General features: G+C 51.0%; 10 protein-coding genes. 8 read left to right on the forward strand and 2 right to left on the reverse strand.

Features of this window, described 5'->3' with window-relative positions; translation table 11 throughout:
* Positions 1 to 203 precede the first annotated feature (203 nt).
* The 5 genes from ACH10T_RS08470 to ACH10T_RS08490 all read left to right on the forward strand — a co-directional run bounded on the left by ACH10T_RS08470 (position 204) and on the right by ACH10T_RS08490 (position 8,225).
* Entirely contained in the window at positions 204 to 1,256 is a 1,053-nt protein-coding gene (locus tag ACH10T_RS08470) for a TIGR03032 family protein (protein ID WP_394808865.1), read from the forward strand.
* A gap of 238 nt (positions 1,257 to 1,494) precedes the next feature.
* Complete coding sequence (locus ACH10T_RS08475) at positions 1,495 to 2,985, forward strand: efflux transporter outer membrane subunit (protein WP_394808866.1); 1,491 nt, start codon at positions 1,495 to 1,497, stop codon at positions 2,983 to 2,985.
* Between the two features lie 114 nt (positions 2,986 to 3,099).
* Positions 3,100 to 4,344: an efflux RND transporter periplasmic adaptor subunit gene (locus ACH10T_RS08480; protein WP_394808867.1), complete on the forward strand. Its 1,245-nt coding sequence runs from the start codon at positions 3,100 to 3,102 to the stop codon at positions 4,342 to 4,344.
* Complete coding sequence (locus ACH10T_RS08485) at positions 4,341 to 7,547, forward strand: multidrug efflux RND transporter permease subunit (RefSeq protein ID WP_394808868.1); 3,207 nt, start codon at positions 4,341 to 4,343, stop codon at positions 7,545 to 7,547. Before ACH10T_RS08480 ends, ACH10T_RS08485 begins: the two co-directional genes overlap by 4 nt.
* A gap of 36 nt (positions 7,548 to 7,583) precedes the next feature.
* Positions 7,584 to 8,225, forward strand: coding sequence for a DUF192 domain-containing protein (locus ACH10T_RS08490; protein ID WP_394808869.1), 642 nt, complete (start codon positions 7,584 to 7,586; stop codon positions 8,223 to 8,225).
* 34 nt (positions 8,226 to 8,259) lie between these two features.
* Here ACH10T_RS08490 and ACH10T_RS08495 read toward each other — a convergent pair whose 3' ends face one another.
* Positions 8,260 to 9,600 carry a DEAD/DEAH box helicase gene (locus ACH10T_RS08495; RefSeq protein WP_394808870.1) on the reverse strand — a complete coding sequence of 447 codons (1,341 nt, stop codon included), beginning with the start codon at positions 9,598 to 9,600 and terminating at the stop codon, positions 8,260 to 8,262.
* A 211-nt stretch (positions 9,601 to 9,811) separates the two neighbouring features.
* Here ACH10T_RS08495 and ACH10T_RS08500 point away from each other — a divergent pair, with 211 nt between their 5' ends.
* Positions 9,812 to 10,960: a methyltransferase gene (locus ACH10T_RS08500; protein ID WP_394808871.1), complete on the forward strand. Its 1,149-nt coding sequence runs from the start codon at positions 9,812 to 9,814 to the stop codon at positions 10,958 to 10,960.
* Between the two features lie 26 nt (positions 10,961 to 10,986).
* Here the strand turns inward: ACH10T_RS08500 and ACH10T_RS08505 are convergent, their stop codons facing one another.
* Entirely contained in the window at positions 10,987 to 11,316 is a 330-nt protein-coding gene (locus ACH10T_RS08505; RefSeq protein ID WP_394808872.1) for a nucleotide pyrophosphohydrolase, read from the reverse strand.
* Between the two features lie 219 nt (positions 11,317 to 11,535).
* Between ACH10T_RS08505 and ACH10T_RS08510 the strand changes: the two genes are divergently transcribed.
* Both ACH10T_RS08510 and ACH10T_RS08515 read left to right on the forward strand, forming a co-directional pair.
* Entirely contained in the window at positions 11,536 to 11,862 is a 327-nt protein-coding gene (locus ACH10T_RS08510) for a hypothetical protein (protein ID WP_394808873.1), read from the forward strand.
* Positions 11,829 to 12,174: P63C domain-containing protein (locus tag ACH10T_RS08515; RefSeq protein ID WP_394808874.1), on the forward strand; the 346-nt coding region annotated here is incomplete at its 3' end. The genes ACH10T_RS08510 and ACH10T_RS08515, both read left to right, overlap by 34 nt.

The raw sequence follows: 12,174 nt of genomic DNA on the forward strand, positions 1-12,174 counted from the left end.
TTTGATTGTAATAAAGACATCTGTGCCGCAATATCGATAGGAAGTGCCGAGCAAGCGTCATTTCGAGCAAGAGCGAGAAATCTATTGCATTGATTTTAACAGGCTGTTAAAGATTTCTCACGCCGTTCGAAATGACAAATGCGAGTTATTCAAAGATTCTTTAAACAAATTGATCGAAACATTTGATTAAAACAGGATATTAAATGGATTCTAGCGAAACAGAGGTTAAGCCTACACTCGAAATCAGTTCTTCCCGTCAGTTGTTGTCTTGGTTGGCTGAGCAGCAGCTGAGTATTGCATTGACAACCTATCAGGTTGGCAAATTGTATTTTATCGGGCTCAAGCCGGATAATGGACTTTCGGTATTCGAACGCAGTTTTAACCGTTGCATGGGGTTGTGCGCTACTCCGAATGGTTTGTATATGAGCAGCCTGTATCAGGTTTGGCGCTTTGAGAATGTATTTGAGCCGGAACAGAATCAGGATGGTTTTGACCGGTTATATGTGCCGCAAGTGGGTTATACCACCGGTGATCTGGATATTCATGACATGGCGGTGGATCGAGATGGTCGTTTGGTGTTCGTGAATACCTTATTTGGGTGTTTGGCAACACTGAGTGAAACGCATAGCTTCAAACCGCTGTGGCAACCTCCGTTTATCAGTAAACTGGCGGCAGAAGACCGCTGCCACTTAAACGGCTTGGCGATGAAGGACGGTCAGCCGGGGTATGTGACCGCGGTCAGTCAATCCGATGTTGCCGATGGTTGGCGTGAGCATCGTACTAACGGGGGTATTGTCATTGATGCCATTCGCAATGATATTGTGTGTACTGGGCTGTCGATGCCGCATTCGCCGCGTTGGTACAATGATAAATTGTGGCTGCTCAATTCCGGAACAGGAGATTTTGGCTACGTTGATCTTGCAACAGGGCGCTTTGAATCGGTGTGCTTCTGCCCGGGTTATATGCGTGGTTTAAGCTTTCACGGACATTTTGCCTTAATAGGCTTGTCCAAACCACGTCACAATAAAACCTTTAGTGGACTGGCACTGGATGATAATCTTAAATCACGCAATGCCGAAGCGCGTTGCGGGGTGCAAATCATCGATTTGCGTACCGGCGATATTGTGCATTGGCTACGCATGGAAGGCGTGATTGATGAGTTGTATGACGTGATTACCTTGCCGCATGCGCGCCGCCCGATGGCGCTGGGATTCAAGACGGATGAGATTCGCCGTGTGCTGAGTATTGAAATCTAGGAGTCTGTCGGACTTAAGGAAATTCTGAATATTCAACTTTGTCATTCCGAACGCAGTGTGGAGTCTTTTCGAATCAACAGGATAGATTTCTCGTTCTGCTCGAAATGACAGCTATTCAGTGGCTTGTTAAAGCGCACGCGAAATTGTGAGCTTATCCACTTCCCTATCATCCCGTCCAAATTCAAACACCATGAGGGCTCTCAGCGCATTTTATCGGCGTGTTTGACATCAATACGCGATGTGTGGGATTCTCACCCCATTCCTGTTCGATGGGAACAACACGGCTATTTCCCCTACTCAAATGAAATGTGATCGCCACTGGCTTCGAATATTATTGTTGCTCCCCGGTTTGCTGCTAACGGCTTGCGCCATGGGGCCTGACTATTTACGCCCGCAAGTCGATACTGCTGAGAAATTTCGCATGTCCCAAATGGAAGGAGAATCGGTCGCCAATCTGCGCTGGTGGGAACTGTTGCAGGATGAAACGCTGCAGCAGTTGATTCATCAAGCTTTAAAGGAAAATAAGGATCTCAAGCAGGCGGTAGCGAGTGTCGAGGAATTTGAAGCGCGATTGGGCGGATCGCGCATGGATTTCCTTCCGAATTTAGGATTCGATGCCAATGCGCCGGCTTTCGGCAGAATGGGTGGGTTCCGCTTTCCCGGGTTTCCGACACCGTTTAATTATTACAGCCAGGCGACTTTGAATTGGGAGTTGGATATTTGGGGCAAAATCCGCCGCTCCAACGAGGCGGCACGTGCCGATCTGCTCGAGCGCGAGGAAAACCGTCATGCCGTGATTTTAACCTTGGTGAGTGCCGTCGCTCAGGCTTATTTTGATTTGCTACAGCTGGATAGGCAATTCGAGATTACGCAGCAGACATTGGTTTCGTGGCAGGAATCGCTTGATCTGTCACAAGCACAATTGGATGCCGGCATCATTTCCCGCATCGAATTTGATCAGATCAATGCGGCGCGTGCCAATGCCGTGCAGCAGGTTGCCGGACTGGAGCGACAACTACGGCAAAAGGAAAATGAACTGAGTGTGCTGCTCGGCAGAAATCCGGCGCCGGTTGCACGCGGCCTTTCATTGGCCGAGCAACAGATGCCGCCGGAAGTACCCGCCGGTTTGCCGTCGGAATTGTTACAACGGCGTCCGGATATATTGCGCTCCGAACAAGCGCTCGCGGCAGCTACCGCGCGCATCGGTGTGGCGAAAGCCGCGCGTTTCCCGCGGCTATCAATTACCGGTTTTCTGGGCGTAGCCAGTCCGGCGCTGTCCAATTTGCTACTATCCAACAGTCAGTTTGGTGCCAGCGGTCTCGGCTTGGCCGGGCCGTTGCTGAACGCGCAAAGCCTCGGCTTTGAGCAACGCGCGGCAGAAGCGCAAGCGCGCCAGGTATTGGCGCAATACGAGCAAACCATTTTAGTCGCTTTCAAGGAAGTTGAAGATGCATTGACTGCAGTCCATACCGCGAATATCCAGCGCAAAGCGCGGCAGGAACAAGTTGAAGCACTACGTTCCGCATTGCAATTGGCGAATCTGCGCTTTCAGAGTGGCATCACCAGCTATATCGACGTATTGCTGGCCAAACGCACCCTATTGGAAGCCGAATCTGCGTTGATGGCGACACATCGCTTGCATCTGGTATCGATCGTGCAACTATACAAAGCATTGGGTGGTGGCTGGGTGTTGAACGCAGTACCAACGCAGAAAGGCATCTCGGGGTAGGTTCGCAAGCGCTTGCGGGACTGGAACTTATTGGTTAGTTCGTTCCTCCCATCACTTTTTTGGGATCAATCCTCCTATTTCAATCAGAAGTGCCCAGAATACTTTGAGGAACTTATGCAGCAAACATTTGAATGGATTATTTCATCAACTTCCCGAATCCGATCCGCCATGTTGATCGCAGGCATTGGATTTTTGTTAATTCTGCTCAGCGCTTGCGCGGGACAGCCGCCGGAGACCCCGCCGATGCCGCAAGTGGAAGTGGTTATCGTAAGTACACAAACCATCGCCGACGAGCCTGAATTTATCGGACAAACGGAAGCTTTCCGCCCAGTAGAAATTCGCCCGCAGATCAGCGGAATTATCAAGCAGGTTTATTTCACCGAAGGACGCAATGTGAAAAAAGGCGATCGGTTGTATCTGATCGATCCGGTGCCATTCAAAGCGATTCATCTCAGCAACAAGGCAAAAGTAGCGCAAATGCAGGCCCGCTTGCAACAGGCCCAGCAAGATTTAGCACGGATCAAACCGCTACTGGAAAAACAGGCGGTCAGTAAGAAAAATGTCGACGATGCCGAAGCCGAAGTGCGGGCAACCAAAGCAGCGTTGGAAGCGGCGCAAAACGATTTGATCAAAGCCAAGTTTGATCTGGACAATACGCTGATTACCGCACCGGTCAATGGCAGGATCGGACGCAGCCAATTTTACGAAGGCCGCTTGGTCTCCGCGCAGGAGGCGCTATTAACGACTATCGCACAGCTTGATCCGCTGTATGTCAGCGTCAATGTGCCGGAAAACTATCTGTTGCGCCGCCGCCGGGAATTGACGGAACAAACCGTGGAAAGCCCGGATATTTTTCAATTGCGCGGCGTGCTGACGTTTTCCGATGGCAGCGTGTATCCCCACGAAGGGATATTGGATTTTGCCGAAGCCACAATACGGCCGCAAACCGGTACCTTGCAGGGACGGTTTAAGTTTCCGCATCCGGAAGGCAATCTTGCACCGGGGCATGCTTACCTGTATCCGGGCCAATTTGTCAAAGTTCGCGTCAAAGGCTATGTTCGTCACAATGCCGTTTTAATCCCGCAACGCGCAGTGCAGCAAGGACCGGCCGGTTCCTTTGTGTTTGTCATCGACGCCGAAGAACAGGTGGAAATGCGCCCGGTGCTAGCAAGCGCGTGGCATGGCAAAGAATGGTTGATCGAAAGTGGCTTACAGCCCGGAGATCGCGTGGTGGCGGAAGGATTCTTCCGCATCATGCCGGGCGTTAAAGTACAGACAATTCCATATCAATCCGGCAAAACTCCCGTGGCGGTCATTTCTCCGCCTTCCGAGGTATCCACCGGGCAGATTGCGCCATGAACTCGCATTTTTTTATTGACCGGCCTATTTTCGCGTCGGTGCTATCGATCATCATTGTCGTCCTCGGTCTGGTGGCATTACAGAAACTGCCAATCGCGCAATTTCCGCAAATTACGCCGCCAATGGTGCAAATCGACGCCGACTATCCGGGCGCCAGTGCGGAAGTCGTCGCAGAAGCGGTGGCACGCCCAATCGAAGTGCAATTGCCCGGCATCGATAATCTGCTGTATTACGAATCGGTCAGCACCAATGATGGTCACATGATGCTGCGGCTGACGTTCGAGATCGGTACCGATATCGATATTGCGCAAGTACAGACGCAAAACCGGCAACGTCTGGCCGAACCGCAACTGCCCAGCGAAGTGATACGTCAAGGCGTTACCGTGAAAAAAACTTCGCCCAGTTTGCTGGCCGTCGTGGCGCTGAGCTCCACCGATCCCAAGCATGATGATGTGTATCTCTCGAATTACGCATTGCTACGCGTTCTCGATAATATCAAGCGCTTGCCGGGGGTTGGTGATGCCATGATTTTCGGCGGACAAAACTATTCGATGCGCCTAATTCTAGATCCCATTCGCATGGCGCAATTGAATCTGACACCGACTGATATTGTCGCGGTCGTGCGCGAGCAAAACCGCGATTTCCCGGCAGGAAGAATCGGTCGAGAACCGACACCGAACGGCACCGAATTGACGATTCCGGTGATTACCCGCGGCCGCATGAGCGAAGTCAAAGAATTCGAAGACATCATCGTACGCGCTTTTCCTGATGGTTCGATGATACGGTTGCAGGATGTTGCGCGTATTGAACTGGGTGCACAGTCGTACGATTTGGAAGGCCGCTGGAATAGCAAACCGAATACGTTTTTGCTCACGTTTCTAGCGCCTGGCGCGAATGCACTCGATACCGTGCGAAGCGTACGCGCCGAAATGGATCAATTGGCGAAGAGTTTTCCTGCCGGTGTGTCGCACAATATTCCCTACGATACCACCACGTTTGTCGAAGTTTCGATCAAGGAAGTGTTGAGAACACTGGCTGAGGCGACATTGCTGGTGATTATAGTGGTGTTCATATTTTTGCAAAGCTGGCGTGCCACGCTAATTCCGGCCATCGCCGTTCCAGTTTCGCTGATCGGCACGTTGGCCGGTTTGGAAGTGTTGGGATTTTCCATCAATACGCTGACCTTATTCGGCATGGTGCTGGCGATCGGTATCGTCGTCGACGACGCCATTGTGGTAGTAGAAAATGTCGAACGGCATATCAACAAAGGCGGGCTTGCGCCCAGGGATGCGGCCAAAAAAGCCATGGACGAAGTATCCGGACCGGTGGTTGCGATCGTGCTGGTGCTGGCTGCGGTATTCGTGCCGGTGGCTTTTTTGGGCGGCATTACCGGCGAATTGTACAAACAGTTTGCAATCACTATCGCGCTGTCGGTAGCGATATCCGGATTTGTTGCGTTAACGCTTAGTCCGGCGTTGTGCGCTTTGGTACTGAAGCCTGGCCATGGCGAGCCGAAGGGATTCTGGAAGCTGTTTAACCGCTCATTTGATTGGGTGCAGACCCGCTATGCCGACACGGTTGTCACTATCATGAAACGTTCGGCGATTGCGCTGACGCTCTTCTTGCTACTGCTTGTTGCCATTATTGGCCTGTTCAGGATCGTACAGGAAAGTTTCCTCCCGGAAGAGGACCAAGGTTATTTCATCACCGTGGTTCAATTGCCGGACGGTGCGTCGATGACGCGCACCAAAGAAGTGCTCGACCGCATCGAAAGTTATTTCCAAGCAAATCCCGTCGTGCATTCTACCGATACGCTGGCTGGCCAGAATTTTGTTTTTGGCACGCGTGGCGCTAATCAAGCTACTATGTTTGTGCCGTTGCATCATTGGGATACGCGCACCAAACCGGAAGATCAAATTCAAGCCATCATCGGCGCAGCTTACCAGGAATTCGCCAAAATTCCGGAAGCGTTGATTCTGGCGTTTAATGCACCATCGATTGAAGGATTAGGCGCTACCGGCGGTTTCTCGGTGCAATTACAAGATCCCAGCGGCGGCGATTTTTTCGCATTCGCCGCAGTGGCGCAGGAATTTACCGCCAAAGCCATGGAGCATCCGGCGATTGCTGTCGCCAGTACCAATTTCCGCGTCAGCGCGCCGCGGCTCTTTGCCACGGTAGACCGCGAACGCGCTAAAGCTTTGGGTGTGCCGATTTCGGAAGTTTTCGACACCATGCAGGCGTATTTCGGCAATCTGTACATCAACGATTTCGTCAAATTCGGCCGCATTTACCGCGTGCAAACGGAAGCGATGGCAGAATACCGGTCAAATCCGGGCGATATCAGCAAAATCTTTGTACGCGCGCAAAACGGCGGCATATCAACAATGATCCCGCTGGATTCCGTCGTCACTACGGAATTCAACAGCGGCCCCGATCCGGTTACGCACTTCAATGGCTTTAATTCTGCAATGGTGCTCGGCGGCGCGGCGCCCGGATATAGTTCCGGACAAGCGCTGGCGGCGTTGGAGCAAGTAGCGGATGAAATACTGACGCCACGCGGGTATACACTCGACTGGAGTGGCATATCGCTCCAGGAACGCAAAGCCGGGGGACAATCGGTCATGGTATTTTCGTTTGCTATTCTAATGGTGTTTCTAGTACTGGCCGCTTTATATGAAAGCTGGCTGATTCCATTTGCTGTGATTCTTGCAATTCCTTTCGGGATACTCGGAGCACTGCTGGCAATCTGGACGCTGGATTTGAGCAATGACATTTATTTCCAGATCGGATTAGTGACTTTGATCGGATTGGCTGCTAAAAATGCGATTCTGATCGTCGAGTTTGCTAACCAACGTTATGCCGCAGGCGTATCGCTTACCGATGCAGCACTGGAAGCAGCGCGGCTGCGCTTCCGGCCGATCATCATGACATCCCTGGCTTTTATTCTGGGCGTGTTTCCGCTGGTCATCGCGTCCGGTGCCGGTGCTGCGAGCCGGCATTCTATCGGCACGGGGGTATTCGGCGGCATGCTAGCGGCTACATTCCTAGCCATCTTCTTTGTCCCGCTTTTCTTCGTCGTGATTGGTAAGATTGGCCGCCGCGTCAAACATCCCGTCGCTGAAACCCAACCAATTGAAGCAAAAAACGCTATGCTGCAAAAGGAAGATCAGGCGATCCATCCAAAAAACAGCGATCAGGAGTAAACAATAAAAATGGGTTTCTTTTTAATTAGCAGGCCGTTGAAAAACGTTTTCGAGACAGCTGATGCAAGGCAAAAACAGGCGAAAAAGCGCAGTTTATACTTAATAAATGAGCATTCTGAGTCTGTTTTTAACACCGCAGCGGCACCGCAGATAGTTTTTCAACGGCCTGTTAGGCGCGAAACATCGAAACAAAATATGGGCTATGACCCAATAAAAGCTTTGCTGCAACGAAGCATAATGGCGCTTCTATGTCTACTGACTGCCGTCAGCGTGATGGCTCAGGAAGGCCCGCAACCGCGCTTGCCGGTGATCGAGTTAACGGCGGGCATGTATGTCATCCAAGCGGAAGTGGCGCAGACCATGGACGAGCAAAGCATGGGATTAATGTACCGCCGGAGTATGGGCGTCAACGAAGGCATGCTGTTCATATACGACAATCCTCAGATACGCTGCTTTTGGATGCGCAACACGCCGCTGCCACTGACGATAGCCTTCATCGCCGACGACGGCAGCATCGTGAACCTTAAGGACATGCAGCCTGAGACTGAGAAATCGCACTGTGCCGCCAAACCGGTACGCTACGCACTGGAGATGAATCAGGGTTGGTTCGAGAAACGCGGCTTTAAGCCCGGCTTTAAGCTGCGCGGGATTCCACTCACACCGGCAATCGCGCAATAATTTCGCAGAATCTTTCCTACTTTCAGATACCGTGTCAGCGTCCCCCCCGTCCCCCAGCACGGCGTGGTTCAGCGAAGTGATGCGTCGCTGGACGCGCAAAGCCAGCACCCGCAGGTTTCTTTGTGGCCGGTTTTTTGTTGTTGGTCTGGTTTTTGGGTGGATTGCGCGAATGGGTTGCACCACGCGGTTCGCCGCCACGGCCATTTTTTATCGGTTCAGCTTTAATGCGTGGATCCGGTTCAAAACCGGCAATTACCTGACTGGGTAACTCGCGCTTAATGAGTTTCTCGATCCCTGTCAGCAGCTTGATTTCATCGACACAAACCAACGATACCGCATCTCCTTCTGAACCGGCACGGCCTGTGCGGCCAATTCGGTGCACATAATCCTCAGCCACATTGGGCAGCTCAAAGTTAACAACATGTGGCAGCTCACTGATATCAATACCGCGTGCGGCAATATCGGTTGCCACCAACACTTGCAGATCGCCTGCCTTGAATTTTGCCAGTGCCTGAGTGCGTGCAGACTGACTTTTGTTCCCGTGGATGGCCAGTGCAGGAATGCTATTTGCCAACAAAAACTCAGCCAGTTTATTGGCGCCATGTTTGGTGCGAGTAAATACCAATACCTGTGACCAGCGGTGTTGCTTAATCAAATGCGCCAGCAGCTCTTTTTTGCGCTCACGATCCACCGGATGCACTACATGCGTCACCTTGTCAGCAGTCGCATTACGCCGCGCAACCTCAATCATTACCGGCTTGTTGAGTAAATTGTCCGCCAATGCCTGGATTTCATCCGAGAAAGTAGCCGAGAATAATAAATTCTGCCGCTGCTTGGGCAGTAATGCGAGAATTTTTTTAATATCGCGGATAAATCCCATGTCCAGCATGCGATCGGCTTCATCCAGCACGAGAATCTCAATGTGCGCCAGGCTCAGCGTTTTTTGTTGCACATGATCGAGTAACCGCCCCGGCGTTGCGACCAAAATATCCACTCGGCTTTTCAGGCGGGTAATTTGCGGATTAATATTCACGCCGCCGATCATGATCATCGAGCTTAATTTCAGGTATTTGCCATAATCACGCACACTTTCTTCCACCTGCGCGGCCAATTCACGCGTCGGAACAAGAATCAGCGCTCGTATCGGTGGCCGCCCGCTGGATGGTCCTTTAACACTTTTGTCGGAAAGACGATGCAAAATAGGCAAGGTAAAACCGGCGGTTTTGCCAGTACCGGTTTGTGCCCCGGCCAATAAATCGCCGCCAGCCAATACGGCTGGAATGGCTTGTGTTTGAATGGGAGTAGGAACCGTGTAGCCACGTTCAGTGACAGCACGGATAATTTCATCGGACAAGCCGAAAGTAGAGAAAGACATAAAACTCCAGGAGGGTTAACGGTCTGTCATTGCGGTTATCGCATGACAATCAAGGTAAGCGGATGCAGAGTACTGCCATAAATCCAGATCTTATCAAGAGTATAATATGGGTTGAACTTAAAATCTCAACTATAAACAATAAATTTCTCATACGCCAGCATGTATTTATACGCCTATTTCGTAGCCCCAGTATCCTGCCACAATTATCACCATGCGTGATTTTCCCGTCATTCGATGGAATGAAGCAGACGAAGAAAAATCAGCACGCTGGTGTTCGGAAAAAAACCTGCCGCCACCCAAGCGTGTCCAAGTCATCGATGATCGCATGACGGCCGATACGGCTTACCGTCTCGCCTGTGAAGGCACTGTACTGCTATGGCGGGGTGATTTTCAAAACGCCCGCCAATTACTGCAAGCCCTGGCGCGGCGTCAAGATAAAAAACGGACGGAACGTAAAAACCAACAAGTAACTTTATCCCCGGCTGAAATCTTTCATCTGCATCGCCAGGCGCAATCACAACGCGCCCGAACTTTGGGTCAGTTGCTGGTTCCTTTCAATGCCGATCATAGTATTCCGTTACGTCGCGCGCCCGATGTGCGTTCGGCGTGTCTGGAAGCGTATGGGCCACGCACAGAAGATTACATCGCCTCACTACGCGAGTTACAGGGACTGATCGGCGCCTACGAATGGCGTAAAAAAGGCATAGAGATTCCCGCATTGCAGGCGCGTATTCATCCGCATTACGGTGTTTTCGCACCGATTCGCAGCGAGTACGTGGAATTGGTCGCAGCAGCTCCGTTACCCAAACTAGCCGCAACACAATCGCTCGCATTCGATATCGGCACTGGTACTGGCGTGCTGGCTGCCATTCTGGCACGCCGGGGCATCCAGCGAATCATCGCGACGGATCAGGATTTGCGTGCATTGGACTGCGCGCGCGAAAATTTGACACGTCTGGGTCTCGCCGAGCAGATTGATGTGGTGCAGGCAGACCTCTTTCCCGAAGGACAAGCCGCGCTGATCGTATGCAACCCGCCGTGGATTCCGGCACGGCCCAGCTCGCCGCTGGAACACGCGATCTTCGACCCGGATGGCCGTATGTTGCGGGGATTTTTGCACGGCCTCAAATACCATCTGGCGCCCGGCGGCGAAGGCTGGCTGATTTTGTCTGATTTTGCCGAACACTTGGGATTGCGAACACGCGCAGAATTACTGGAAATGATTGATGCAGCAGGCTTGAAAGTATTGAGTCAAGCGGATATCAAACCGCACCATCCGCGTGTCTCGGATACCAGCGATCCGCTCCACGCCGCCCGCAGCGCGGAACTCACCACCTTATGGCGATTGACAGCCCGGTAGCTGGGAATGTTATCTACAAAATATCCTCACAACTCGGTATATTTTTTGGCAATCCCTCGGGCTTTTTCCACCGGATACTTTTGCGCATTCTGTTCCATCTTTTCCAACACAATCTGTTTCACGTCCAAATCGTATTTTTCAGCCAGCAGAAAAGCAAACGCAAACACATCGGCAAGTTCCTCTTTCACCTTGCCGACGTCTGCTTGCTCAGAAGATTTCCACAGAAAAGCTTCCAGCAGCTCACCTGCTTCAATATTCAGCGCCAGTGCGAGATCCTTGGCATTGTGAAATTGCGCCCAATCCCGTTCATTACGGAATTTCAGTAAAATTTCGGTAATTTCTTTAATGTCATTCATTGGGATTAAGTTTCCATCGTTGAAAAGAAAAAGCCCGGAAAAATTGGCTGGGAATGAACCTTTAAACAAACATTCTTAGCTTTTAATTGCAAAGCAGAATAGCACTATTTTGTTCTAAGATATTTGGGCATGCTCAAGATAGATATTCTCAGTTATTTTCGTAAAACTTACCCGGATTACTGCACGCAATGATGATCAAGGCCTATTCGTGCATAATCCGTGTCTATTAAACACACATCAACGAATATGGATTGGCAGGATAAATTAGGCGATTTGTTCCTTGGCGGATTGGCCGGAACATTGGGCAGTGCACTACCGCCGCATTGGCGGCGGCGCGTGCGCGAACGGTTGGGTGACTTTAATCCATACAACGTCATTGCCGGTAATCATGATCTGATGCGTGCCGTACGCCTGGCGTGGGTGCGCGCTGCATTCGATGTGCTGGAAGCCGGTAAAAAAGTGCTGAAGCCTTTCCTGCCGCAGCGCGCGGCGAATTTAATCAATCGGCTATTGTGCGCTTTGAAGCGCTTGCACGTAAAAATCTGAAAAAAATCCGTTCTGATGTGATTGTATATAGTAGATTAGCTCCCAATATATTGGAGCGGTTAAAAGATCTTAATCCAAGGTTAAAGAATGGATATAGAAAACATAAGCATCACTCATTCTTAACAGAAGCTCACGGCGTGCCTGAATTAAAGGATCATATAATTAAAGTTATGGGCTTAATAGATGCTTCTACAAATTGCAAGGAATTCGAGAGGTTAATTAGAGCATACTCAGAAATTCAGCGGTCAGATATGCGCTGCCAAGTAAGAATTCTGGTTTCAGATGAATTGGCAGGCATGCGCAAACCCAATT

This window comes from Nitrosomonas sp., from assembly GCF_043753625.1.
In the GTDB taxonomy this organism is placed as follows: Bacteria; Pseudomonadota; Gammaproteobacteria; order Burkholderiales; family Nitrosomonadaceae; genus Nitrosomonas.